We start from the raw sequence: 26235 nt of genomic DNA on the forward strand, positions 1-26235 counted from the left end.
AATGGAATGCCGGTTTATATTACACTGTTACGCGGAATAAATGTTGGCGGAAAGAAAAAAGTGAAGATGGACCAGCTGAAGGAAATCTTTGCGTCACTCGGGTTCCGGAATGTGAAAACCTATATCCAAAGCGGCAACGTCATTTTTGCAGCAGTTGAGTCAGAAGGACTTGCTGTGCAGATTGAACGGAAGTTAAAAGAAGAATTAGGGTTCGAGGTGCCAGTTCTTATAAAAACATTGGGAGAGTGGGAGAAGGCAATCGAACAAAATCCGTATGATGTTGAGATGTTAGATGAGAATGAAAAGCTGCACGTGACTTTTCTGGCAGAAGAGCCCACGACCAGTGTGGTGGAAAATCTCATGATGATTGAAAGTGATGTCGATGAGATCCGAATTTTAGGAGGAACGGTCTACATCCTCTGTCGAAACGGGTACCACAAAACCCTTTTCTCCAATGCTTTTATCGAGAAAAAGCTCGGTGTCCGCGCAACCACCCGTAACTGGAACTCAGTGCTCAAAATTGCCGATATGAGCAAAGCTTTGGTTCAATAAGATGAGATGAGAGCAGGCCATGGGGGCTGCTTTTTCTTATGGTTTTAAAACGTAGGTGTTTATATCCCTTGGGAAGTTCTGATGGATGTGATAGATTTTAAAACTCGATTCGAGGAACCTATTGAGGCTATTGGGAGTACTTAATGCACGAAAAACTCAATTTGCAGTACCCAAGAAAGCTTTATGAGGTACCAAAAAAATACTGAATACCTGTCGTTTCAAACCGAAACCTAGTAAAATCCTACTACTATTCTTAGGTCCTTAAGACTTTCCGATTAGATGAAATAGACCTTTGGTTCTTACCGGATACGCCCTCTGGAGAATAGCGGATTTTGACAGTTTCGTGAAATAATTGAAGTATGAAAAAATCAGCAAAACGGAGGGCGAGAGATGAAACGGTTTACCTTTTTAATGTGTTTGATGCTCCTATTATCAACATGGTCCGCTGCACTGTCACCGATCATAGAGACGGCTGATGCGGAAACGGGCAGCGCCACGATCAACAGCAAACTACAAGATGCGATGCAATCCACAACAGACCCGCTTGAAGTGATTGTAACTTTCCATACAGACAGCGGACCGACCAATGAACATATCCAACTATTAAAAGACGCGGGGATTACGAATGGGGTCACGTTCAACGAGCTCCCGATGGCAGGTGTATTAGCGACACCCGCCCAGATCCAATCCATTGCACAACTGGATGAAGTCCGATCACTTTACTTGAATGAACAATTGGAATATGAAAACGAAGAATCGACGGACTTGACGGGAGTGGATAAGCTACGTAATGACGCAGGTCTGACATCGGAAAATGATGGGCTCCCGGTTTCAGGAAAAGGAGTCGGGGTCGTCGTTAATGACAGTGGGGTAGATGGAACACATAATGACATCAAGTTCGGTGACCATCTCGTTCAAAACGTGCAAGGTGCAACCAATTTGAATGCGTTGAGTGAACTGCTTCCCATTACGTATATGGAGGATGTACCGAACACCGACAGTGATTCAGGACATGGAACTCATGTTGCCGGAATCGTCGGTGGGAACGGTGCGATGTCGAGTGGAAAATATGAAGGAGTCGCTCCTGGTGCTGACCTGATCGGATATGGATCTGGTGCGGGGCTAGCGATCCTTGATACGATCGGTGGCTTCGATTATGCACTGACCCATCAAGCGGAATACAACATCAGGGTAATCACGAACTCCTGGGGATCGACGAGTGATTCCGGCACTGATTTCGATCCGGAAGATCCGATCAACATTGCGACAAAAAAACTGTACGACCGAAATATCCTCACTGTATTTTCAGCTGGGAACTCTGGACCAGGTGAATCAACAATCTCTGGAAATTATAAAAAAGCCCCCTGGGTTATTACTGTTGCGGCAGGTGATAAACAAGGAAATCTCGCAGAATTCTCATCACGTGGTGTCAAAGGGAAAAGCGGCACAGTGACAGTGGACGGCGAGGAGTTCACCTGGGAAGACCGACCGACCATCACCACTCCTGGAAAAGACATCATCTCGACGAAAACAGTCGCTCCACTGACAGCATTAAGTGCGGAACAAGACGCGGAAAACATCGAGCCAGCACACCTGCCTTATTACACACATATGAGCGGAACCTCGATGGCAGCGCCGCATGGGGCAGGAATCGTTGCGCTGATGCTTGATGCGGATCCGAGTCTTACACCTAAAGAAGTAAAGAGGATCATTCAACAGACCGCGACAAACATGCCAGGATATGAACCATGGGAAGTCGGAGCTGGATACGCGAATGCATATGCGGCAGTGGACATGATTTTGAATGATAAGAATTACGGTGAAACATTGAACCTTGACAAAGCGTACAATGCAAACGTCGATATGGAAGTCGAACGGACGCCGGTCGAAGTGGAATACAATCCAGTGACAGCTGATTCGAACAAGGTAGAGTTTGAAGTCGAGGAAGGACTGACGGAGCTTGTCGCCCGGATCAATGCGAAAGGGATTCTCGGTGAAACCGGCAACCCGCTCAACCTTGTGTTGACAGCACCGGATGGGACCGAGTACTCCTCAGGTATCTATGTAGTTTTTTCCTTATATACGGATCGGACTGTCCAAGTGACAAAACCGGTACCAGGTACGTGGACGCTTGAAATTCGAGGGCTTCAGGGGAGTGTCGGCGTTCCCGAAACGGTTGAAGGTGAACTTGCTTTTAAAAAAGCAGCGGGATTCACAGGACTGAATGACATCAGTGGCCATCCAGCAGAAGAAGCGATCAAGACCGGTGTGAGTGAGAGACTCCTCGACAGTAACAAAAATGGAGATTACAAGCCAGATAACGCCTTAACCCGTGTCGATCTTGCCAAATCCTTGACGATGGGTGCTGGAATTCGCCAAAACCTTCCTGATGGAGGATCCAGTTTTACCGATGTGGCTGCTGTGGATGCTGCATATGCGGAGGCTGTCGCTTCCGATGGTGCAGCATTGAAGGATACTGCTCAGGATGATGCTGGGGTATTGCTCCCGACAGCTGACGGAAAATTCTCTCCGAAAAAAGCGGTTGATCGTGCTGAACTTGCATACTCCCTCGTCCAAAGTCTTGGCTTGCAACATGAAGCGGAGTCGCTTATCGATGAACCGTTGACGGTACAGTACAAGGGTGAACGGATTCCAGTTGAAGATGAGACACAAGTTCCGGCAGATTTAAAAGGATATGTCCAACTTGCCCTTGATTTGAACATCCTCAATGCGTATTTCGATGTCACACAGGGACCGTATGACCTCGAGCCGACTGTTACAGCAACAGTCGAACCCGGAAAGACCGTCACAAGAGGTGACTTTGCAGTCGCTATCTCACGTTATTACGTGTCGTATCTCACTCCTTGATTAGAAACAGGTGGTTTATCAAAACGATTTAACCATTCGGACGCAAGTGGATTCTCATAAGAATTCACTTGCGTTTTTTCATGGGTTTAAAAAGGTCACATTTTCAGCTCCAAAAAGTGGTTAGCACTGTTGACGACAAACCATGAATTATCAGAGGAAAAAGTGATTCGACTGTATGAAGGTCATGTTAATCTCCGTTGTTGATTTTAACGAAATTACCGACGGTCCTGTGAAACAACTATCCGAATCGAACTCGATTTAAAGATAGAGGACAACTGTTTCGTTATCTTTGAAAAAATGGCTTGGTTTCGAAAAATAGAAGACAAATGATCCGCTATTCGGGTAGATCGACTCTGATTTATTCTTGTTTCATGCCAATAAGGTCTCTGGTGTCCTCTAATTTCTTGAAAATGGGGATTTGGGGCGAATTAGGTCTCTGATGTCCTCAAATTTAATCCTTGAAAAATTTTCTTGCTCTCCGGAAGTAATCGCTCAGGATTTGCCATGTTTTCTTTTGGAATGGTTATCCGATTGTCTTTCGAGCACCGAAGATCAACTAATCAATCCATCTAAAACTCACCATTTCTTTATGTTTATGGAATGAATTCTATATACATCATTATACATAACCCATACACTAAAATAAGGTAATTGAAGTATTTTTATAATAACTATTGAATAAATATTATTAAGTATGTATAATAATTCGAAAGAGAAAAAGAGTTGAGGAGAGATGCAAATTGGCTAAAGCCGTTGAACTACTACACACTAAGGGACTGACTGCTTCAAACTTTACAGGTCAGGATTTTCTAACGATATCCGATTTTCATTCCACAGAAATCATGTACTTACTGAAACAGGCACTAAAGCTGAAGAAGGAACAAAAGCTCGGCGTTACACATAAGCACTTGAACGGAAAAGTTCTGGGGATGATTTTTGATAAGGCGTCGACACGTACGCGGGTTTCGTTCGAGGTTGGGATCATCCAGCTCGGAGGGAATCCGATTTATTTGAACACGAAAGACACCCAGCTAGGACGTGGAGAGAGCGTAGCCGACACGGCAAAAGTTTTATCCCGATATGTCGACGCCGTCATGATCCGGACTTTTGCACACAAAACAATTGAAGACTTTGCTGCACACGCTGATATTCCGGTGATCAATGGTCTGACTGACTTGCATCATCCCACACAGGTGATGGCAGATCTGATGACGATCCTAGAGCACAAAGGAAAGCTGAAAGGGTTGAAGCTGTGCTATGTCGGTGACGGTAACAACAATATGACGCATTCCCTTTTGGAAGGGGCGGCGAAAGTAGGGATGGACATTGCAGTCGCAAGTCCATTCGGATACGAGCCAAATCAGATGATTCGCGATCACGCAAAGCTTGTGGCAAAACAGAATGGCAGCTCTGTGGTCATCACAAACTCCCCGGATGAAGCGATCCAGGACGCAGATGTCGTCGTCACGGATGTTTGGGCAAGTATGGGTGAGGAAGATGAATTTGATGCAAGGGTCGAAGCGTTCAAACCGTATCAGGTGAACAGCAAGCTCTGTAAAAAAGCGAAGGACGACTTCATGTTCATGCACTGCTTACCCGCACACCGCGGTGAGGAAGTGACAGCTGAAATCCTCGATGGTCCGCACTCCGTTGTATTTGATGAAGCGGAAAACCGGCTCCATGCGCAAAAAGCGATCATGCTTGCGTTGATGGGAGAAAACTAAGGGACAGTTTAGAGGTGATCCATCGATTTGGTGGATCGCTCTTTTTACTATGAAAAAGACATATTCTTGGTGCATCTTTTATAAACTCCTTAATAACAGCCTGGTATGAAGGAGTGACGTCATGAATGTGCTCTTTTTCACCGATTCCGGGATTGATGATACGTTCGCCTTGATATATGCGTTACGCCATCCGGACATCAACGTAATCGGAGTGGTCGCAGGGTATGGAAATGTTTCTCGTGACCGGACGATACGTAATACCCAATTCGTACTGAAATTACTTGAAAAAGAGGATGTCCCGATCATCAGTGGCTCAAGCAGACCGATTTTAGGGGATGAACCGGTTTTCTATCCTTATGTCCATGGGGTAGAGGGCTTCGGTACCGTCTTGCCTGAAGAACAGCCAGAGGTATTGTATAACTTCAACAACATCTTCATCTTGCTGACCAAATCGAAAGAGCCAGTGACGATCGTGAATGTTGGCAGAATGACATCCTTAGCTGTTGCATTCCTGCTGCATCCGGAAATATTGAGCCTGGTCCAGAATTTTCATATCATGGGCGGAGCATTCCTGGTACCCGGAAATGTGACACCTTATGCAGAAGCGAATTTTTTCGCGGATCCTTCGTCTGTCAGTATCGTTTTCAACAATGCTAGTCCTTTGTCGATCAAGCTTTTTCCGTTGAATGTGACCCATCAAGCAATTTTCACACCTGAGATCATCAACTCCTTCACTCAACCAGATGACCCAGTCGGGGATTTCTTGAAGAGCACATTCAATTATTACTACACCTTTTATCAAAGGCAGCGGCCGAGGTTGAGAGGAGCCCCGCTTCACGATCTGGTCGCCATCCAGGCCATTGCGAACCCTCAAATGTACAGGTATATTCAGCGGAATGTTCAGGTCATAAACGATTCAGCTCTGGGTAAAGGAATTACTGTGGCGGATTTAAGGGATCGACCAATTATCGATCCTGGTAAAAATGACTTTATTAATATCGCAATGGATGTTGATTACCCCGCTTTCATTCAGGATGTCGTTTCCGTCTTGCAAAAACAAAGATGAATTGGTGTATACCTTCTTTCCAAATAGAGATATTAACGGTAAGGAGGTATGTTTATGGCTAATATATTTGAAGCATTTGTGGATTATATGAAACAGGCATATGATGATGAACCGAAAACTCCATTACATATAGGAGAAGCTATGGGGTGCTGGTTATATTACACTGCGTTAGCAGAAGAAGTTCCAGCATTGGAAATATGTTTGAACACGACGACTGATGATGAATTGAGTCTTATAGTAAAAGAAGGGAAAGACCTGGGAGAATCCCAAATGAATAGACTCGAAAAATTCATGCTGCAGGAAGGAGTCCCCTTATCAAGAGGAGATGCACATAAACCTGAATCAGATCCTAATGCAATTCCCCTTGGAGCAAAATCTACAGATAATGAAATCGCCAATTTATTGAGTGCTAAAGTCGGTACCAATGTGGTGCTGTGTGCAACGAATATGAGCCAATGCATTCGTGCCGATTTAGAAAAGATTTGGATTGAACTGCAAAGCGAGAAAATGCTCTACGGATCCAAATTGAAATTGTTGATGCGTAAAAGAGGCTGGATCAAGGTTCCGCCATACTATACACCTCCCGGTCGGGAAGGTTAAAGCATGTGAATGGAAGCAAAGACCCTTTTTCGGGGTCTTTTTTGTGTGAAGAAAAGTTTTTTACGTTTTAGCGTAATTTGTAGTTGCTTTTGAACGTAAAATAGAATACTATAAAAAGTAACAGGGGGTGTAAAATTTGGAAACATTAGAAAATATTCGCTTGAATGTCGCGTTACTTCGCAAAAGAGTTCCGAATTTGACCAGTGCTGCCAAATCCGTCGGGTTACGTCCTGCTACAGTTTCAAATCTTTGTACAGGGAAGATCCCGGTAGGACGTTCCGAGGTACGTACACTGGTCGCTCTTGCAACACTGGCTGAATGTAGTCTTGATGAATTGATTATCAGAGGGGAGAAGATCGATATGATCGAAACAGGTATCAAAACATTGGATTTGTTCGCACCACTAGCTAAAGGAGGGACGATCGGCCTCGTCGCTCGTCATGGGATGGGACAGCTCGTCATTCTAGCTGAGCTTACGCATCGATTGAAGAAGAATGACTATGCAACCGTTCTTTTAAAACCAGAAGGTGACCACAAAGAACTGAATGACATTCTTGAATATTTCGATGTCGTCGCAGAAACTGTGGATGAAGCGTATGAAAAAATGGCTGCCTTCGGAAATAAGAAGGAAATCATGTTCACGGCAGATCGTTCGCATGTGTTGACGGGAGAAATCCATGACCTGCAAGAGCGTTTGCAGGATGTCGGGGTCCAGAAGGTAACCACGTTCCTTCTGGATCTGAAAGGCGAAGCGGTGGATGAGGATCTACCATACGGGCCGCTCGAAACGCTATGGCAATTCGACATCGATCTTGCTACTCGTCACAAGTTTCCTGCAATCAATCCGATCTACTCGACATCTTCTGTCCTTGAAGGGGCGCATTTGGATCAGAACCACTTGAATATCCAGCAGCGTGCACAAAAATTACTGCGCCGCTATCGTGAACTTCGCGCTGTCGTCAATGTAAGAGGCATCGAAAGTGTACCTGATGCTGAAAAGCTTACGTATAAAAGAGGAGAGCGGCTCGAGGCGTATTTGACACAGCCATTTTATGTCGCAGAACCATTCACCGGGAAAAAAGGCGAGCACGTCAGCTTGAAGGATACCCTCATCGATGTCCAAAAGATCTTAGACGGGTCCGCCGATTCCAAAGAAATCGATCAATTAGACTACATCGGAACATTATAAAATGAAAAACAGAGTGCTGGATCTATCGTCCAGTGCTCTATTTGTTGCAAAATAACATGAGAAGAAATGCTCCATTTTAGGTTCATACGACCACTCCAGGGTAAAAAAGCAGAAGAAATGTCCGTATGAAGGGTTCATACGACCATTCCAGGGTAAAAAAGCAGAAGAAATGTCCGTATGAAGGGTTCATACGACCATACCAGGATAAAAGAACAGAAGAAATGTCCGTATGAAAAGGTCACACGGCCACTCCAGGGAAATAAAAGAAGAAATATTGATGTGAGTGAAGTATTTGCCATAATCAACTAGAAATCATCATACAACCTTCTCCAGCTCTTGACGGTCCTTGATAATAAAAAGCCAACGACAGATGCTTTCGTTAACCGCTGGCTTTTTCACATTCTCGTATGTTTCTTTTTCTCAGAAGATGATGTCCAATGTAATTCTAAAGCCTTTACTAGCCCGACGATTTCAAAGTTTTTTCCTGCACCTTAAAGCTCTACTTTTCCTTTACAGGGATAGTACCTGATAAAACTGGATACGAGTCTCTTTTAAGGCATTTATTCTTAAGATTCAACCTTAGGATATTCTGAATTCTTCTTTTATTAGATTTTTCACCGTTTCATTACCTGTCAGTTCTACTGTTATTGTTTCAGATTCACCACTTACTTGTAGTGAGAAATGAATGAATGGACAGCACTTATTTTCATAAGATATCCATTCTGCAATGTTGATCAGTAACTCATCTCGGTTAGGGTAACAAAACGTATAACCATCAAGTGTTTCCTCTACTGATAGATATGAGCCTGATTCCTTTCGGAGCTTATGATAGTGAGCTCTCTCACCTGAACTGATTGTGGAAAGATTACATGCAATATTTGTTTTGTTTTGGTCTTTACAATTACATTTATTCATAGACTCCTCCTCCACAACTGCATTCTTCCTTTTTACTACATTGTTTTTTATTCTTCTTTACAATCAAGGATAGAATGACAGCAAAAACGATTAGTATGACTCCCCATTTCCACATCCCAAAACCGATCCCAACCATACCAGCAAATCCAACGAATAAGCCGGGAAAGGTACAACAAAGTATACATAAACCAAAATCGCCAATACCTGCTAATAATTGTTTCATCACATTCCTCCTCTTATTTGTAAAAGTATAATACTTAAAGTAAACTTTAAGTCAAGAGGTGATAATATGAATTCTTTTTCGATTGGTGATCTAGCAGATAAGGCTGAAATAAGGGCATCAACGATTCGGTATTATGAATCCATTGGATTGTTGCCTAACCCAAAGAGGGTGAACGGACAAAGACGATATACGAAGAAGATATTAGACCAAATAAAATTCATCAAAATAGCCCACTCAGCAGGTTTTAGTAATCAAGAGATCCTTGTTCTTTTGGAAGGTTTCGAGCAACAAGCTGCTCCATCTGAAAGATGGAAACAGATGGCGAATACAAAACGTGTTGAATTAAAAGAAAAAAAGCATCAAATTGAAGCCATGCTCAACGTTTTAGATACGGGATTAAAATGTGATTGTCTGACCTGGTCTGAATGTTTTACCAAAATCAGTCCTGATGGAAGATGTAATTAATCGATTTTGAAAGGTGTTGTATAGGTTGACCTTAGTCATAATACTTTTTTTATTAGCAGGGATCGCTGAGATTGGAGGAGGTTATCTTATCTGGCTTTCCTTAAGGGAAGGTTATCCATGGTATTGGGGGTTGCTTGGTGGAGTAGCCCTGGCTTTATATGGTGTCATTGCGACATTTCAATCGTTCCCATCATTCGGTAGGGTTTATGCTGCTTATGGTGGCGTTTTTATTGTATTGTCGGTCTTGTGGGGATGGGGGATCGATAAAAAGACCCCGGATTTCTACGATTGGATCGGAGCATTCATTTGTATCGTCGGCGTTTCTGTAATGCTTTGGGGACCGCGTAATTAATGGTTCATAATTCGGAGAGGCATAAGGCCGAGCTTTAGTTGCGCTTGAGTGAAATCCAGATAAGCAGATGCAAACTTATTTTTTTGGCAAATTATCAGTTTATGGGAAGATGTCCATTGCGAAGCCTATTGATTCAGCATTTACTATAGTATGAACTGTTAATTCGAGAAAGGACGTGCTGACAATACGTGATGCTGCATTTTCTTATAATGTGAGAACGCAATTTACGTTCATGACAGATCATCGTACGTTAAGTGAGATTTTGAATCAACTTGCAACGGATGGGATTAACATCAACGGATATGAACAAATAGCAGAACATCAATGTAATTTAGTGAAACTCGTGGTCGGGCGTTCAGATGGAGAGAGCACTCATGATCTATTGGTTACCAAAAGTACACTACGGCATTTTGGCGTCCGATTCCAAACCAAACCAATCCTTCAAGTACTCAATATAGCCTCTGGTATCCCCGGCCAAGTCAATACGATTTATGGAGCGTTGTTTTGCAGAGTGGATGTTGATGCGATATACATCGGTGAGAATGATAATCTCTACGTAGAGGTATCTGATTTAGATAAAGCGATTTGGATCTTATCCCAGGAGAATGTTCCGAGCTGTCTAGAATGAAAAAGGATTGGTGAAGACTCTGGCCTGCTGAAGTTTAGCCTGGTGGGTCTTTTTTTGTTATTTTACCGAGAGAGGGAAAGGCGGATTGGTTGGAGTAGAAATCAGGATGCGTGAAATCTCCCCCCTCAGATGGTATCATTTGTATAACAACAAGTGTTGAATCGAGGGGAATCAATCATGTCTGACGGCAGTAATACTGAGACAACATCTCGGCAGAGCACATTTCTGGTGGGAGTGCTCATCTTGCCGATCATCGGCCTGTTCATTGCCCGCCAGTTCATGGCCAATGATTGGCTCGAACTTTTCACAGGAATATATCTCTTAAGTGTCATCACCCTTTTGCTGCCATCTGCGAAAGGGGTTTTCAAATATTTGACCCTCACCCTGATCCTATTAAGTGTGATTTTCCTTTTGAATGAAGGAGCAACGTTTGACGTATGGATTGAAAGTGTGTCGATCAACCATACACTAGTGGCTTTGTTCATCAGCGTTCCGTTTCTAGGCGTTCCCATCAAATCAAAGGAATACCTGGAAGCTCTTAAACAGGTTTACATACGGTACATGCAAAATCCGAACGTTTTCTTTTTCTTGACACAGTCCTTCACACACTTCATGGCGATCATTTTGAATGTCGGTTCAGTATCGATTTTTTATCAGCTGGGTGGAGCGAACCCTTATGTCCAATCCGCACGAAGACTTTCCACCCCATTGATGCGCGGGTTTGCGACAGCTTTGATCTGGTCGCCGTTTTTTGCAGCGATGGCACTCGTCACGACTTATCTCCAAATCGAATGGGCAAACAGCGTACCATTTTTATTAGGATTCGTCATACTATCCTTCCTGGCAAGCAGTCTTCTTGAGTGGCGGATGAATTTCAAGACTGCTGATAAAGAGGAAGTTGCAGCAGGAACCGAAAATGCAGAGGAAGTAAAAGGAACCGTACCTCTTCAAAAGCGCAAACTCATCGAACTTGCTAGTTTTCTGGTAATGATCATCGTGTCGTTGCTGGTATTGGAGAAGGTAACCAGTATGTCGATGGTCACACTCGTCATCTTTCTATCATTTCTGTTTCCGATGTTTTGGCTCACAATAAAAAAACGGTTCAGGCGGTTCGTCCTGGAAGCGATCCGTTATGCTACCGTCACAGTGCCGCTTTTGAAAAAAGAAGTTTTGCTGTTCCTTGTGGCCGGTCTGTTCAGCGGGGCTGTTGCTCAAACCGGCTTCGGTGATTGGATTGCTGGTGTATTGAATCATATGTACGGCGGCTATGTAAGTGTTTCGCTGTTCATCATATTGACCGTCATCGTTGCCAGCCTGATCGGGTTCCATCCCATCATGCTCATCACTGTTTACGTTACAAGTCTCGAACCCTCAGCCATCCATCTCTCAACGATGTATTTTGCGGTATTGTTGCTTGGTGCATGGGGGATCGCTACATCAATTTCACCTATGACAGGTGTCAGCCATCTGTTAGCTCACGAAATGAAAGAGAAAGTCGTCAATATCTCATTAAGATGGAATCTTGGATATGGTATCCTGTCACTCGGACTATTGCTTACGTACATGGTCATATTGCATGAAACGGGCTTGATTTGAACAGAAATTCGAATGGAGAGTGATCGATATGAATATGAAAACTGAGATTTGTTCGCTTTTCAAGATTGATTATCCGATTGTCCAGGCTGGCATGGCTGGTGGCATTACAACGTCTGAGCTTGTAGCCGCGGTCTCGGAGGCTGGCGGTCTGGGAACGCTCGGCGCAGGTTATTTGACACCGGAAACAACCCGGAATGCGATCATGGAAATCCGCACACGTACGGATCGGCCATTTGCCGTGAACCTCTTCAAGGTAGAAATGCTGCAAGAAGACGACCGTACAGCTTCTGTCCAACAGCAGCTTCTTCCAATCTATGAAGACCTGGATATCACCCCTTCTACCCAGAAGCACGTGGTCACCGACTATTATGAAGAACAGTTTGATATTTTAATAGAAGAGAAGGTGCCCGTCATTACCACAACGTTCGGAGTACCGACTGACGTTCAGGTCAAGCGTGCACATCAACATGGAATCAATCTGGTGACGATGGTGACGACTGTGAAAGAAGCCATCGAGGCGGAAGAGGCAGGCGTCGATGCAGTTGTGGCTCAAGGCGGGGAGGCTGGCGGCCACCGTGGGACGTTTGATGTGAAAAACGGAAAAGGTGCTGCGATCGGAACGTTTGCGCTCATCCCCCAGGTCGTCGATCATGTCTCGATTCCGGTCATCGCGGCAGGCGGTATCATGGATGGCAGAGGTTTAGTGGCAGCACGAGCATTAGGAGCAGAAGGGATTCAGCTCGGAACCCGGTTTTTGAATGCAACCGAGAGCGGAACCGATTTTGCTTATAAAAAAGCATTGCTCGAATCCGACGAAGAAAGTACAGAACTGACGGCCGCTTTTTCCGGCAGACCGGCTCGCGCCATCCGCAACCAGTTTGTGGACTTTTTACAAAGCAACAGAATCGAACCCCTAAACTATCCAATCCAGAACCTTCTTACGAAAGAAATCCGGGCAGCAGCCAAGCAACAGGGGAAGCCTGGGTACATGTCCCTCTGGTCAGGGCAAGGGAACCGACTCATCAAAGAAGGTCAGACGGCAGAAGAGATCATCAAAGAAATCATGGACCAAGCAAGTAGTTTGTCATTTTAATAGTTTTAGAGATAATTCTTGAGTTGTAGAGATAAATTCCAAGTTGTAGAGAAAATTCAAAAGTTGTAGCGTTCGACCAAGTTGTAGAGAAAATTTTAGGCATCTGGGAATTAATCCATACTATCCCACAGTCTCACGATTCTTTTGCAATAATGGAGGATCAGGTAACCGACAGCAAGGATCAAGAAGACGATTGCAGCATAAACAATTACTGGGACCGCAACTACAAATGAATCTGGAAATTTTTCTGAAAGATACACAATCGAAAAACCTATCAGCATGAAGATGGAAAGAAACCTCATGAACTTAACCATACGAAAGCCCCTCCCAAAAAAATGGTACTTCCTCTAGTATACCACTATCATCAGGAGGGGTGCTGCTTTAATTTACCTGTGCCACATATTCTTGAAACCGTCCTTTGATCAGGTTCCATTCTTTGTTTTCGAGGTTCCGATCAGTAATCAGGTTACGATCGATTCGGATCACTTCTGCTCCGGCATTCATATAATCTGCCACATTTTCATCACTTGAACACATGAGCGGGATATCTTCAAATGGTTCCAATACGGATGCAATGAATTCGGGTCCAAGGGCGGAGGCTGGAAAAATGTTGACCATTGATGCTCCTTGGATCGTTGCATGGACCATTTCAGTAGGTGTGAAAACCCCTGGGATGAACAACGTGTGACGGTTATTCGCGAAATGAAGGACTTCTTTTACCATGATCGGTGATACTAGAAAATCAGCTTTCACCTTGATGGCATCTTCCGCATCATCAATGGAAAATACGGTGCCAGCTCCAACCAACAGTTCAGGGAATTCTTTCTTGAGCTTTTTGATTTTTGCGATTCCGTTCGGCTCGTCTAGTGTGATTTCAATTGCTTTAGCCCCTCCATCTACAAGGGCTTGCACGATGTCTGTCAGATCGTCATCGGGCATGTTTCGTAGAACGGGGATGACCTTCGCCTCTTTAAGTTCATTCAACATCACGATCACCTCGGTTGAAAGATTTATAATATATGCGAAAAACCTTTTCACGCACATGCCGATCAAGACAGACGGGAAAAGGGTATTTTTGGATACTTATTGTAGGCTTTCCCGACTTAGATGGATTTTAAAACCATATCAGTGTTTTTCTGATTGGAATACATCCAAAGTTGTACGTCAGTTTCGATCTTTTGCTCGTTTCTTCGTTTTGTTTGCTTGATTAGGATAAAGGAAAGAAGTGTAATTAAAGGAGAGAATATGATGGAGAAATACATTTGTACTACTTGCGGTGTGCAATATCCGAAAAGTGAACATGTGCCTGAAAGTTGTTCGATATGCCAGGAAGAGCGGCAGTATGTCAATCCGAATGGACAGGAATGGACGACGCTCCAAACGATGGTCGAGAGCGGTTACTATCGAAACGAAATCAAGCAAGAAGAGGAAAACCTGTACAGCATCACCACCACACCGAGTTTCGGTATCGGACAGACGGCTTATCTGGTTCGTCAAAATGGCTTCAATATTTTATGGGACTGCATCACGTTCTTGGACCAAGAGACGATCGATACCATTGAAAAACTGGGAGGAATCGACGCGATCGCTTTGTCACACCCTCATTATTATTCGTCGCAGGCAAATTGGGCTGAAACCTTTGAAGCTCCGATTTATATCCATGAAGACGATCGGCAATGGGTGATGGAGCCGTGTGAGCGGATAAAATTCTGGGGAGGCGAAGAGCTGCCGTTTGAGTCCGGTATCACTCTCCATCGTCTTGGCGGTCATTTTAAAGGTGGAGCAGTTATGCATTGGTCGGATGGAAACAGTCAGAAAGGGATCCTGTTGAGCGGGGACATCATCCAGGTGGTTGCGGACCAGGACTGGGTAAGTTTCATGTACAGCTACCCGAACCAGATCCCGCTGCCAGCAAGGAAAGTGGAAGAAATCGCAGAAAAAGTGCATGGTTTGACTTTTGACCGGATCTACAGTGCCTTCCTTAAAAGCGTGAGGACTGAAGCGAACGAAGCGGTGCAGCGATCTGCACGAAGATATGTAGATGCGATTGAAGGAAAGCTGTTCAATACGTGAAACAACAAATGAAAAAAGAGGCTGGGGCAAAACTATAACTGCCAACAGAAAAACAATAAAATAGATTGGAGAAAATGAAAGACAAAAAGCGTAGACAACATCCGTAGACTCTTGCGGGAACAGCACGAGTCGAAGACCCCGCAAGAAAGCAATTTGTGCTTTCTGAGGAGGCTGAGGCCGTGCCCGCGGAAAGCGAAGGATGTTGACGAAGCGGAACCTTCATTTATTACCACTGAAGAAAACCCGGACAAATTGTTCGGGTTTTCTATTGTACAAAGTTCATTTGTTCCAGCCTCTCTCTTATTTTGCGTTTATTTTTCTGCAAATCCTGTCGGCAACACGCTCGATGATATGGAAGGCTGTTTGCTGATTCAACTTTGTTGAAGGATTCTATCATAGAGATATGGAAATTCTATATAATTCCATAAAGAAGAACTGGTCTAGGAAGAATCATTTGATTGAGAGGATGGCCAAATGGATAAAACAATGTTCTATTTCTGGGTAGTTGTCATCGCTGTCATTTCTTTTTTTACAGGTGAAATCGCAACCTTCATGATGTTATTTTTAATTTTAATCACGTTGAGAGAAATGCATCAAACACTGCTTTCCTTTTACAATGATTGGAAAAGAAAGTATATGTAACGGGGAGCAAGCATAATTGTATGGGGTGGATCATGGAACTTAATTTTAAACGCTTAATTGATATTAAAGATGTAGATGAATGGAAGAAAGCATACACCCAGGAGATCGAGAAACTTGATCAACTTTACCAGGAAGAGGAGCGGATCTATTACAAGCTGTACGCTCAGGGTGAACAAGATCCTAGGCTAGATGACATTCAAAGGATCAAGCATGAATGGATGACAAATGAGTTCTCGAAAACTAACTTATCCTACTGGAAAGAAATTTTACAAGATGATCCAGTGTGGCATCGACGTCTGCATGTTTTTCTGACCAAGATGACTGAGGAAGAGGTGGACAGTCATCCAGAACTTGTTGAAATACAAAAAAGACTGCAATCGAACCTTATGGAGAGTACGTTTATTGTAAACGGAAATGAATATAATCTCGGTACCGTTCATTCAACAATTATGGAAAATCCGAATCGTGAACTTCGCAGGCAACTTTTATTAGAATCCAAAAGAATAGGAAGAGAGAATGAGGGTTTATTCCGAACATTGATCCAGAAACGGAATGAACTTGCGAAGGGTCATGGACATGTAAACTATTATTTCTTCAGATGCAACCTTAAAGAACTCGACATTGAAGCTTACATAACGGAAATGGACATTCTATTAGAAAAATCAGCAGACTCCTCTAGTTACTGGGATAAGAGAATAAAAGAAAGATTCGGTTGGGAAACGATTCATCAGTCTGACCAATATTATTCAACGTTCAACTTTCAGCAACTTCAAACAAGAAGCTTTGATTCTAATCGAATGAAAGAGGCATTAAGCGATGCAGCCAATAGTCTAGGTGTACTTTTGCGTCAACTTCCTGTATCCATTGAAGGTTTGGAGATTCCCTATGGTGGTTTCTGTATCAATATCAATCCAAAGGAAATCAAGCTGGTCTTCAACAAAAGGGATTCGTACTCTGTATTTCTCTCGGGAATCCATGAGATGGGTCATGCCATTGATGGTCATTATAGCTCTTTCCAATATCCGGAACTGTATCGCTTTTATTCGAGTATTGCGGCTGAAGGTGTAGCCGAATTATTCCAAACGATCATCACGGATCAATCGTTTCTTCTAAAAAACTTCGATATTCAGGATGAAGAGTATACCCAAATTGAAGAAGCGGATCATTTGTTGAATTTGAATATGGTGAAAATGAATCATTATTATAGCCTGGTCGAATATGAAATGTATAAAAAACCTGAGAGAAGTTTCGAGGAAGTTGCAGCAGAATGCTATAGACATGTATTCGGGTTTGAGGGGGAAACGTTCCATCCGGCAAGCGAGATGTTTTACGTCGAGAATCCTGCTTTTTTCCAGGATTATAACTTTGCGCTATCCATTAGAGATATGATCCGTAGTAAATTCAAGATTAAGAGTCCTTACGGAAAGGTTGATGTGTTTCAAGAGCTCCTTGAAAAATACATCGAACCGAACCAGTTGTATACCTGGCAAGAACGGGTTGAGCGCCTATGCGGAGAACCTCACACCTTTTCGAGCTTGCAAGAAACACTGAATGGTAGGAAGATTTTCAATACATGAAGATTTAAGAAACGATTAATATTTTGTATAGATGCATTTAAGGACTGAGCGATATCCTGTGGATAGTAACAATACATTATTCACAGGAGGGATTCACATGCATCATTTCGGTTTTTTCCCCTGGTTTGTTTTTCCGATCTTTTTCATACTCATCGCGATTTTTGTTACGAACCTCATTTTATTACGAAAAAATGGGCAATGGTATCGGAGCGGGTCATACAATGCGATGGAAATGCTCGAAAAAAGATATGTCAGTGGCGAAATCGACGAAACCGAGTTCAAAAGAATCAAAGAAAACTTAAAATGAATCAGAGACACCGCCCGATTCGAGCGGTGTTTCTGTATGGTGCAGCCAGCAATTCCATAGGATATGATTGGAGTAGGTGGAAGGAGGCTAAGAAGGATGTCAATACGAAAAAAACTGATCCTGTCAAACATAGCAATGATTGTCATTCCTGTTATTTTATTTGTCGTAGCCGTTTTACTGATCATATCGCTGGTTTTCGGTGGATCTGATGAAATTTGGGGCCCTGGAAATAAATCTGGGTCGGATGTTGTGGAGCAGGAATTTACTGAGTTGAAGAAGATCGCATCTATATCACCACATGAACTGGAAGATGAAACCTCCCTCAATGACTTTGCTCATGAATTGGAAACCACTGGATCTTCATTGATTGTTAGAAAAGCTGGAGAAATCATCTATCAATCTAAAGACGTGGATAAGATATCTTCCAACGACCTCCCTGCTTATGGCAATGATCGGTTTCAACGGCCTGTACAATGGATTGCTGGCCATCCGATTTCACTTCGGTCCTATGACTTTTACTTTGATGATGGAGCAGAAGGAACGATTTTCCTATTACAAAATCCTGATTCTATGGACCATTTCAGCATTTTCCCAATATTGTTCGGGATTCTCCTTCTGATTTTGATCGGTACAAATATATTACTCAGCTTTCTGATGTCAAGAACCATCCTCAACCCGGTGAATGAATTGACTCTAGCTTCCAGACGTATAAGTGAAGGGGACTTGGACTTTGAAATCAAAACTAAGAAAAAGGATGAGTTAGGTGAACTTTCGCGTACGTTCGACCAAATGAGGCTCAAATTGAAAGAGTCGATCAACCTGCAATTACAATATGAAGAGAATAGAAAGGAACTTGTTGCTAATATCTCTCATGATCTGAAGACACCAATTACCTCAATTAAAGGGTATGTAGAAGGGATTCAAGAAGGTGTAGCGAATACACCTGAAAAAATGGATCGATATTTGAATACGATTTTTACAAAAGCTGTGGATATGGATCATCTGATCGACGAACTTTCTTTGTATTCAAAATTAGATTTGAACCGGTTGCCTTACGACTTCCAAGAAGTAGACTTCCGTTCATTTATGGGAGACTTGATGGAAGAGGTTGAATTTGACCTTGTCCAGAGAGGAGTCGGACTTACCATTGAAGTTGATGAGACAGGATCTTACCATGTGTTAGCTGATCGGGAGAAGATCAAAAGAGTTGTCATGAATATCCTGAATAATAGTTTGAAATATCTTGATAAAGAGGATAAGACGATCACGATACGATTGGAAAGTACAAAAGAACAAGTCATCGTCCAAATTCATGATAATGGTTCAGGTATTCGAGAATCCGCGCTTCCTTTCATTTTCGACCGATTTTATCGTAGCGAACCTTCTCGAAATACTGGAACAGGTGGAAGTGGTCTCGGACTGGCGATTGCTAAACGGATCGTAGAGGACCATCAGGGGAAAATATGGGGGGAAAGCAAGCCGGGAAAAGGCACTCGTATCTTTTTTACGATAAAAAAGATTTAAAGATAAGAGGTGGTTGCCATGAAAAAAGTATTGATCATTGAAGATGATAAGAGCATTGCAGAGCTGGAACGTGATTACCTTGAAATCAATGGCTTTGCCACAGAAATCGAAACATCTGGTGATAGGGGACTGGAAAAAGCCATGAACGAAGATTATTCACTCATCCTGCTCGATATCATGCTTCCTGGTAAAGATGGATTTGAAATTTGTAAAACCATTCGGAAATCAAAAGACATACCTATTTTGCTTGTAACTTCCAAAACCGAAGATATCGATAAAATCCGTGGGTTAGGATTGGGGGCAGATGATTATATTGTTAAACCTTTCAGTCCTGGTGAACTTGTTGCAAGGGTGAAAGCACACCTGACAAGGTATGAGCGTTTTCTTGGAAAGGATCGAGAAGAAGATAAGCTGCACATCCGTGGGTTGAAAATTGAGAGAAACACTCGACGTGTGTGGATGAACGAGAAAGAAATCACCCTTACAGCTAGAGAGTTTGAGCTTTTGTTGTTTTTGGCAAACCATCCGGATCATGTATTCAGTAAAGAACACTTGTTTGATAGAATATGGGGGCTCGATTCATTGGGGGATATTTCGACGATCACAGTCCATATAAGAAAAATACGTGAAAAAATCGAAGCTGATCCTTCGAATCCTCAGTATATCGAAACTGTCTGGGGTGCAGGGTATCGCTTTAAAGCATGAGGCACATCTATTGAATCTAAAATCGCAAAAGGGCATTTGTGGATTTTTAAGATTTTTTTAAGAAATTCTTCAACGTGAATTTAGGAATGGTCCTTATCCTGTTTATAAATTCATTTTATACAGGAGGTCCATTTCTGATGAAAACAGGATTAAAGATGAAAAGAGTCTTTCTGACACTCCATTTGCTGTTTGCAGGGATCATGTTAGGATCTACTGTCGTCTTCTTGATTTTGAACATTGCTGCTGCAGCTACGGATGATCAGCAGATTTTGATGGCGTCATATACGAGTATGAACGTATTGAGCAGGACTTCGATAAGAGCTTCAACGATCGGTACAGTGATTTCCGGTATTTTGCTTTCGGCTATGACCCAATGGGGTTTTGTACGCTATTATTGGATCATCGCCAAAGAGGTGTTGACGATCTTTGCCATTGCAATCGGTATGGTCGGAATCTATGTTTGGTCACTCAATGGTTTGACAATGGTGGAAAACGATGGCCTCAATTCGCTGCAAAACCCTGAGTTCGTAACCAATCAGATCGAACTGGTCATTGGCATCATTCTTCAAATCATTTTTCTCGTAACGATGTACATCCTTTCTGTCTTCAAGCCATGGGGGAGACGGAAATCGTAAAGGGGTTGTAAATTAAGCCTTTTCCGACAAGGTTCATCAACAGAAACAAAAAGAAAAAACCAATTGAGCTGAGCATCGTCCAGCTTCTATTGGTTTTTCTATACAACACTATTCAACTTGTGCTAGCAGTGCAATTAATGGTTCCTCTTCCATCCAGATTTCAAAGTGGTTCATGACATAGTCGATTGCTTCGTTTTCGTCTCCCATCCCAATATACATCGGGGGTTCTGGAGGTATTTCCTTGCGGTCAAGCATGAATTCCTTAACATGTGGATTGACTGAATCCGCTTCTTTCAACAATTCCAATGTTTTACCAAAGTTCCGTGTTTCTTTATATTCCAAAAGTGCCTTGTTGAACGCGAAGTTTGCTGTTACTTCGTCATACTCTTTGATCAGCTCTCGTGCTTCTTCATACAATCCTTCTTCGATCAGATTTGGGAGTAGGACGTAGCGGACACCCTGATTATCCATCGGATTTTCCTCAAGAAGTTCTCTCAGTAAATCTAATGCGAAGTCACGTTCTTCCAGCTCCAATTCACATTCAGCATAATTGAACTTTGCAGTCATATACGGTCGTGCTTCCATAACCATCCATAAATGCCCTTTGTTTTCATTGATGAAATTCTGGCCGAGTTTCTCTTGTTCTTTAATCATGATATCAAAAAAGAATCCTGCCTGTTCTTCTATATCAAACTCCCCGTCCAAGTCTTCAAGCAATGATGGGTTATCTTCGATTTCAGGTTTGATTTCCTCCATGAACTCAATGAATGATCGGCTACGTGTTGAAATCGTTGGGGCAGTCACGCCATACTTTTTGGCAATCTCCTTTTGTGTGACTTGGCGTTCTTCAAAGTACGTATGAGCGACATATTCCAATCCAGCCGCATAGGACTCAGGCTTTGTGATTTGCGGAAACGTGTAACTGCAATAATCGACCCATAGCTTATAAAATACACACATTTCTTCGTCTGAAAACATCTCAACTGTATTCCGTTCAAAACATTCCCAAACCTCTGCTTCCAATGGAGTGAGATCTTCATCATAATCATCAAACTCATCCAATTGCTCAAGCCCATACATCAGTTTGAACCCTTCCTGGATAATCTCAGGGAAATGTTCTACAAGGTTTATTTGCGGTGGCAATTGATGATCAATCGAACATATTTTTTCTGTAAGTTCTCCTATGACTTGAAATGGGACGAAAATCGGTGGTCCATTGATAAAGAGCTTTTCTTTGAAAGGGAGTAATGCTCCAACTAAATAATATCCATCCATAGGCGGACCATCTGGAATATTCTCTAATACTGCGACGTGCTTCTCTTCAGGTTTGATAGGATCAACTAACGTACATTGATTGTTTGCATGGTTTTCTATCCGATAGAGTGATGGTTTAGATTGGAGCCATTCTTCAACCGTCTCACGTTCCTCATTTGATAGTCTAGTATTTTTAAGAAAAAGCTCTGCGGGCGTCTCTTCACCAGAAACAGGCATGTGAAATGTGCTCCAGGAATAAGAGGCTTCAAGAATATATTGAGTATGCTCCTTATCGAAAGAAGGGATATCGATCCTTTCATACAACAAGTCTTTCAATGATTCGTTTTCAAGCACGGTATATTCCATCAACTTATTATAAAGTTTGAAGAATTCGCGCTGTTTCTTTTCGTGGAAAAAATCGATGACATTATCATCGTTTTCGAGACAACATTTTTTATATTTTTTACCGCTGCCACAAGGGCAAAGATCGTTCCTGCCAACTGTTTTCATCAAGGTGACCTCCTTCTACCTAGAATACTATCATGAAAAGCTACCAGTGAAAAAGAATTCCCCAAAGATGGTCATGTAGCAGAATTTTCTTTAAATCTTCACACATTACTTTGGGTCAGCAGGTTTAGAATGGAAGCAGAGACGTTAACACTATGAATAATCAATAGGAAGGACTTGGATATATGAAAAAAATGAACCGGTGGATTCCGTTTTTGATTATGACTATTGCGTTGACAGCTTGCGGCGATCGTGAACAACATGCGGAGCATAAGGAAAAGAAAGAGGTTTCAACTGAAATGTTGGAAGTTCAGCTTCATGGCCCTGATACACTTGTTAAAAGTGAAACTGGACACTTCGAGGCTGTAGTGATACAAGGGGATGAAAAAGTCGAAGATGCGGAAGAAGTCGAGTTTGAAATATGGCTGGAAGGAGCCAAGGAAACAAGCATCAATCTTGAAGCTGAAAATGAAGGTAACGGCGTTTATTCAGTAAAACACTCTTTTGAACAGGAAGGTGAATATATTGTCCAGTCCCATGTAACAGCACGGGACATGCATACCATGCCGACGAAAAAGGTGATTGTCAGCAACGAATAGAGGTGTTCACATGAAAAAAATATTTAGTTTGATCTGTATGATGATGGTTTTAGCAGCTTGTGGAGAAGAGGAATTGGAAAAACCAGATGATTTCAACTTCGAGGTCCAATCGTTCAATTTTACAAACCAGGACGGAAAGACTGCCAGTTTGGAAGATTTGAAGGGAAAGGTGTGGGTGGCTGATTTCATCTTCACAAGCTGTAAGACGGTGTGCCCTCCGATGACGAATGGTATGGCCAGCCTTCAGAAGAATATTGAGAAGGCAGGATTAAAAGATGTGCAAATCGTTTCATTCAGTGTGGACCCTGAAGTGGATACACCGGAAAAATTGAAAGAATTCGGGAAAAAGCATCATGCTGATTTTTCCACCTGGCATTTTTTAACCGGTTATGAACAAGGAGAAATCGAAGAGTTTGCCGAAAAGAGCTTTAAAGCTGCTGTACAGAAAACATCTGCTTCCGATCAGGTGTCACATGGGACCTCTTTTTACCTCGTAGATCAAAACGGAACTGTTGTAACCCGCTATAGTGGGACGAATCGGTCAGATGAAGATGATAAAGCGGTTATTCAAGACATTAAAGCACTTCAACAATAACGGAAGCTAAGAAAAGGGGAGACGAGGTTGTACAAGATCAGAGCAGAACATGAAACTGATATTCCTAAGATAAAAGAAGTGAATGTCCTTGCGTTTGGGCAAGAGAATGAAGCAAGATTGATTGAAGGGATCCGTAATTCTGACGCGTTTATTCCAGAGTTGTCGCTAGTTGCTGTAACAGAAGATGGAGATGTAATCGGGCATATCCTTTTCAGCAGGATCTCTATAAAAACAGCTGGCGGTAGTGAACCAACGCTAGCCCTTGCACCTATGGCTGTAAAACCTGACTGGCAAAATAAAGGCATCGGTTCTGCATTGGTACAGGAGGGGCTTCAACGTTGTGTAGAGGCAGGTTTCGATGCGGTCATCGTTCTCGGCCATTCGAAGTTTTACCCAAGGTTCGGTTTTGTCCGTGCGAGTACGAAAGGAATCCACCCACCATTTGAAGTTCCGGATGAAGCATTCATGGTCTATGAAGCTATGCCTGGTATATTGGACGGAATCGAAGGCACAGTGCAATATCCAGAAGCTTTTTCAGCAGTCTAGTAAATGACCAAGCTGTTATTTCAAGAGGATGATGCTTGAAAGAGTGCTAGACAGAAAAATTTAGCGGACACCAGAGCCACTATTTCTGAACAAAGCAGCTGATTTTCAATACTTTTCACAAGATAAGGTCTTTGTGTCTGCTATTTTTGTGCATCAATAGAAAATTGGATGAATATTCCTATTGACCTCGAAATTGGTCAAGATGTCCTGAATTACTCATCTCAACACATTCAAATATGGAAAGAATTGCGGGCAATTCTTCCTCAGTAAGTTAGATTGCGGGTCTTTTTTACTAAATTGCACAAGATACCCTCGAAATTGTACAAGATGCCTTCGGAATTGCTCAAGATGCCTTCGGAATTGCTCAAGATGACTCAGAAATTGCTCAAGATGGTCCGGGACAGACAAATTGCAAGTGGCTCGCATGGGGTTAAGCTTTCCGTCGTCTACGCTTAACAAGAATGTATACCAACAAGCCAAAACCTGCTACTAAGATGATCGGCCAGGCACTTTGAAAAAATGACTTAGCTTGTCCGTCTGTATTTTGAGAGGGGGCAGTTGAGCCAGTCATCATGAGTTGCTCATAAAAATTCTTTTTATAGACCTTTTCATTAACGACATTTCCATTCATCACTTGAATCATACCATTCGGACCGCCGACGGGTGTCGGGAAGTGGAATCCTTCGTTTTCCTCTAAAAACAGCAAAAATCCCCCGCCTTCTTGTTGAAACTCTTCTACCCTGCCTTTGTCAAAAGCATCGATTCAGGCAGTGATGATCTCATCCGCGTCCCCTTTGAATACTTTTTGAACATTGAAATCATAGCCGCCGAAAATCTTTTTCCCTTTATCGGTAAACCTGAAAAGTCATATGTACCAAGCACTATGATATTCGCTTTTCTTTCTACTTGCTCAGGTTTCATTTCTTCCCAACTTGTTGCATGAGCAGGCACACTGTTCAAAAGAATCAAAAACACTATCACAAAATAAAAGTTGATCCGTTTCATTCCCTACCCCTCATTTCTTCTTGTAATGTTTCCCTATTTCCATACTATTCTCCTTTTTAATATTTTTAGGTTAAAGTTTTCTTTTGGTCGTTCGGGGGTATTTAAAGGCCATGGAAGAAGAAGGGAGTTTTTAGGATGATGGACACGATTCGTGCAAAAATCAAAACAAGTGAAAAAGTGAGAGATGCAAGTAACGATGTAAAACCTTGGATCAAAGGGTTTGCACGATTTGGGTACTTCGCAAAAGGGACTGTATACATACTTATCGGGCTCCTTTCAATGATGGCCGCTGCAGGGATCGGGGGCAGCACATCTGATACAAGCGGCGCCTTTGCGTCTGTTGCGACTAAACCCTTTGGAGAAGTGTTACTCTGGATCGTGGGGGTCGGTTTGAGCGGTTATGTCTGTTGGCGCCTTATTCAAACTTTCATGGATCCAGAAAATAAAGGCACCGGCCTAAAAGGAACCGGAGTCCGCCTCGGTTATTTCATCAGTGGCGTCATCTACGCCAGTTTATCTTTGAAAGCCTTCAAGTATGCAATGCATGCCGGTGATACAGGGAGTTCACAGCAAACCTATACAGCAAAATTAATGAGCCAGCCCTTTGGTATCTGGTTTGTAGGTATCATCGGTGTGATCATTGTAGGCTTTGGATTGAGACAGATGCAAAGAGGATATAAAGAGAAGTTCACTCATAAATTCAAAATACATGAGATGAGTTCAAATGAATTGAGAGTCGGAAAAAAGATTGGAAGGATTGGGTTGATGGCCCGCGGGTTTACTTTCGTTATCATTGGGTTCTTTTTAGTTGTTACGGCATGGACAGCAGATCCTGATGAAATGATCGGCCTGGATGGTGCGCTTGGTAAAATTTCATCCCAGCCTTACGGTCAAATCATGCTTGGAGTCATCGCTGTAGGTCTGTTCTTATATGGAGTCTTCCAGGTTTGGAAAGGAAAAAGCAGACATATGAGAATCGAATAGATTTTAGGAAA

General features: G+C 42.7%; 29 protein-coding genes. 22 read left to right on the forward strand and 7 right to left on the reverse strand.

The window, feature by feature from the left end:
- Positions 1-6 precede the first annotated feature (6 nt).
- The 6 genes from N8M93_RS11765 to N8M93_RS11790 all read left to right on the forward strand — a co-directional run bounded on the left by N8M93_RS11765 (position 7) and on the right by N8M93_RS11790 (position 7999).
- Complete coding sequence (locus tag N8M93_RS11765) at positions 7-552, forward strand: DUF1697 domain-containing protein (protein ID WP_261132059.1); 546 nt, start codon at positions 7-9, stop codon at positions 550-552.
- A 390-nt stretch (positions 553-942) separates the two neighbouring features.
- Positions 943-3420 (forward strand): S8 family serine peptidase, encoded by a 2478-nt coding sequence (locus tag N8M93_RS11770; protein ID WP_261132061.1) that lies wholly within the window; start codon positions 943-945, stop codon positions 3418-3420.
- 740 nt (positions 3421-4160) lie between these two features.
- On the forward strand, positions 4161-5144 hold the full coding sequence (gene argF, locus N8M93_RS11775; protein ID WP_261132062.1) for an ornithine carbamoyltransferase: 984 nt from the start codon (positions 4161-4163) through the stop codon (positions 5142-5144).
- A gap of 121 nt (positions 5145-5265) precedes the next feature.
- Entirely contained in the window at positions 5266-6210 is a 945-nt protein-coding gene (locus tag N8M93_RS11780) for a nucleoside hydrolase (RefSeq protein WP_261132064.1), read from the forward strand.
- Between the two features lie 54 nt (positions 6211-6264).
- The gene (locus N8M93_RS11785; protein WP_261132066.1) at positions 6265-6810 is read left to right on the forward strand and encodes a DUF3231 family protein; all 546 of its coding nucleotides are present in this window, start codon (positions 6265-6267) and stop codon (positions 6808-6810) included.
- Between the two features lie 136 nt (positions 6811-6946).
- Entirely contained in the window at positions 6947-7999 is a 1053-nt protein-coding gene (locus tag N8M93_RS11790; protein WP_261132067.1) for a hypothetical protein, read from the forward strand.
- A gap of 579 nt (positions 8000-8578) precedes the next feature.
- On the opposite strand, the gene N8M93_RS11795 is transcribed toward N8M93_RS11790, so the two are convergent.
- Both N8M93_RS11795 and N8M93_RS11800 read right to left on the reverse strand, forming a co-directional pair.
- On the reverse strand, positions 8579-8914 hold the full coding sequence (locus N8M93_RS11795) for a hypothetical protein (protein ID WP_261132069.1): 336 nt from the start codon (positions 8912-8914) through the stop codon (positions 8579-8581).
- On the reverse strand, positions 8907-9137 hold the full coding sequence (locus N8M93_RS11800; RefSeq protein ID WP_261132071.1) for a hypothetical protein: 231 nt from the start codon (positions 9135-9137) through the stop codon (positions 8907-8909). Before N8M93_RS11800 ends, N8M93_RS11795 begins: the two co-directional genes overlap by 8 nt.
- 66 nt (positions 9138-9203) lie before the next feature.
- Between N8M93_RS11800 and N8M93_RS11805 the strand changes: the two genes are divergently transcribed.
- The 5 genes from N8M93_RS11805 to N8M93_RS11825 all read left to right on the forward strand — a co-directional run bounded on the left by N8M93_RS11805 (position 9204) and on the right by N8M93_RS11825 (position 13271).
- Positions 9204-9602 (forward strand): MerR family transcriptional regulator, encoded by a 399-nt coding sequence (locus tag N8M93_RS11805; RefSeq protein WP_261132073.1) that lies wholly within the window; start codon positions 9204-9206, stop codon positions 9600-9602.
- A 25-nt stretch (positions 9603-9627) separates the two neighbouring features.
- Entirely contained in the window at positions 9628-9954 is a 327-nt protein-coding gene (locus tag N8M93_RS11810) for a YnfA family protein (RefSeq protein WP_261132075.1), read from the forward strand.
- Between the two features lie 175 nt (positions 9955-10129).
- Complete coding sequence (locus tag N8M93_RS11815; RefSeq protein ID WP_261132076.1) at positions 10130-10582, forward strand: hypothetical protein; 453 nt, start codon at positions 10130-10132, stop codon at positions 10580-10582.
- Between the two features lie 177 nt (positions 10583-10759).
- Positions 10760-12178: a hypothetical protein gene (locus N8M93_RS11820; RefSeq protein ID WP_261132077.1), complete on the forward strand. Its 1419-nt coding sequence runs from the start codon at positions 10760-10762 to the stop codon at positions 12176-12178.
- Between the two features lie 28 nt (positions 12179-12206).
- Positions 12207-13271: a nitronate monooxygenase family protein gene (locus N8M93_RS11825; protein ID WP_261132078.1), complete on the forward strand. Its 1065-nt coding sequence runs from the start codon at positions 12207-12209 to the stop codon at positions 13269-13271.
- 110 nt (positions 13272-13381) lie between these two features.
- Here N8M93_RS11825 and N8M93_RS11830 read toward each other — a convergent pair whose 3' ends face one another.
- Positions 13382-13585 (reverse strand): hypothetical protein, encoded by a 204-nt coding sequence (locus tag N8M93_RS11830; RefSeq protein WP_261132079.1) that lies wholly within the window; start codon positions 13583-13585, stop codon positions 13382-13384.
- 67 nt (positions 13586-13652) lie between these two features.
- Positions 13653-14258, reverse strand: coding sequence for a bifunctional 4-hydroxy-2-oxoglutarate aldolase/2-dehydro-3-deoxy-phosphogluconate aldolase (locus N8M93_RS11835; protein ID WP_261132081.1), 606 nt, complete (start codon positions 14256-14258; stop codon positions 13653-13655).
- Positions 14259-14519: 261 nt separating this feature from the next.
- On the opposite strand from N8M93_RS11835, the gene N8M93_RS11840 reads away from it, so the two are divergent.
- From N8M93_RS11840 to N8M93_RS11870, 7 genes are all read left to right on the forward strand, one after another.
- Positions 14520-15344 carry a hypothetical protein gene (locus tag N8M93_RS11840; RefSeq protein ID WP_261132083.1) on the forward strand — a complete coding sequence of 275 codons (825 nt, stop codon included), beginning with the start codon at positions 14520-14522 and terminating at the stop codon, positions 15342-15344.
- 474 nt (positions 15345-15818) lie between these two features.
- Positions 15819-15986 carry a hypothetical protein gene (locus N8M93_RS11845; protein ID WP_261132085.1) on the forward strand — a complete coding sequence of 56 codons (168 nt, stop codon included), beginning with the start codon at positions 15819-15821 and terminating at the stop codon, positions 15984-15986.
- Between the two features lie 32 nt (positions 15987-16018).
- A complete protein-coding gene (locus N8M93_RS11850) occupies positions 16019-17563 on the forward strand; it encodes a hypothetical protein (protein ID WP_261132086.1) in 1545 nt (514 codons plus the stop codon).
- A gap of 97 nt (positions 17564-17660) precedes the next feature.
- Positions 17661-17870, forward strand: a complete 210-nt coding sequence (locus N8M93_RS11855; RefSeq protein ID WP_221563360.1) for an SHOCT domain-containing protein — start codon at positions 17661-17663, stop codon at positions 17868-17870.
- A gap of 96 nt (positions 17871-17966) precedes the next feature.
- The gene (locus tag N8M93_RS11860) at positions 17967-19394 is read left to right on the forward strand and encodes a cell wall metabolism sensor histidine kinase WalK (RefSeq protein ID WP_261132090.1); all 1428 of its coding nucleotides are present in this window, start codon (positions 17967-17969) and stop codon (positions 19392-19394) included.
- Between the two features lie 18 nt (positions 19395-19412).
- The gene (locus N8M93_RS11865) at positions 19413-20099 is read left to right on the forward strand and encodes a response regulator transcription factor (protein WP_396125550.1); all 687 of its coding nucleotides are present in this window, start codon (positions 19413-19415) and stop codon (positions 20097-20099) included.
- 137 nt (positions 20100-20236) lie between these two features.
- Positions 20237-20734 (forward strand): hypothetical protein, encoded by a 498-nt coding sequence (locus N8M93_RS11870; RefSeq protein ID WP_261132094.1) that lies wholly within the window; start codon positions 20237-20239, stop codon positions 20732-20734.
- 108 nt (positions 20735-20842) lie between these two features.
- Here N8M93_RS11870 and N8M93_RS11875 read toward each other — a convergent pair whose 3' ends face one another.
- On the reverse strand, positions 20843-22498 hold the full coding sequence (locus N8M93_RS11875; RefSeq protein ID WP_261132096.1) for a YecA family protein: 1656 nt from the start codon (positions 22496-22498) through the stop codon (positions 20843-20845).
- 182 nt (positions 22499-22680) lie between these two features.
- On the opposite strand from N8M93_RS11875, the gene N8M93_RS11880 reads away from it, so the two are divergent.
- Genes N8M93_RS11880 through N8M93_RS11890 form a run of 3 tightly spaced genes read left to right on the forward strand, consistent with a single transcriptional unit; the run spans position 22681 to position 24235 of the window.
- On the forward strand, positions 22681-23094 hold the full coding sequence (locus N8M93_RS11880; protein ID WP_261132097.1) for a FixH family protein: 414 nt from the start codon (positions 22681-22683) through the stop codon (positions 23092-23094).
- A gap of 10 nt (positions 23095-23104) precedes the next feature.
- Positions 23105-23689 (forward strand): SCO family protein, encoded by a 585-nt coding sequence (locus N8M93_RS11885; RefSeq protein WP_261132099.1) that lies wholly within the window; start codon positions 23105-23107, stop codon positions 23687-23689.
- A 27-nt stretch (positions 23690-23716) separates the two neighbouring features.
- A complete protein-coding gene (locus tag N8M93_RS11890) occupies positions 23717-24235 on the forward strand; it encodes a GNAT family N-acetyltransferase (protein ID WP_261132101.1) in 519 nt (172 codons plus the stop codon).
- Between the two features lie 430 nt (positions 24236-24665).
- Here the strand turns inward: N8M93_RS11890 and N8M93_RS11895 are convergent, their stop codons facing one another.
- A complete protein-coding gene (locus tag N8M93_RS11895) occupies positions 24666-24941 on the reverse strand; it encodes a hypothetical protein (protein WP_261132103.1) in 276 nt (91 codons plus the stop codon).
- Positions 24942-24970: 29 nt separating this feature from the next.
- A complete protein-coding gene (locus tag N8M93_RS11900) occupies positions 24971-25240 on the reverse strand; it encodes a hypothetical protein (protein WP_261132105.1) in 270 nt (89 codons plus the stop codon).
- Positions 25241-25375: 135 nt separating this feature from the next.
- Between N8M93_RS11900 and N8M93_RS11905 the strand changes: the two genes are divergently transcribed.
- Entirely contained in the window at positions 25376-26224 is an 849-nt protein-coding gene (locus N8M93_RS11905) for a DUF1206 domain-containing protein (RefSeq protein ID WP_261132107.1), read from the forward strand.
- Positions 26225-26235: the final 11 nt, after the last annotated feature.

The organism is Bacillus sp. Marseille-Q3570, from assembly GCF_946151055.1.
Taxonomy (GTDB): Bacteria; Bacillota; Bacilli; order Bacillales; family Fictibacillaceae; genus Pseudalkalibacillus.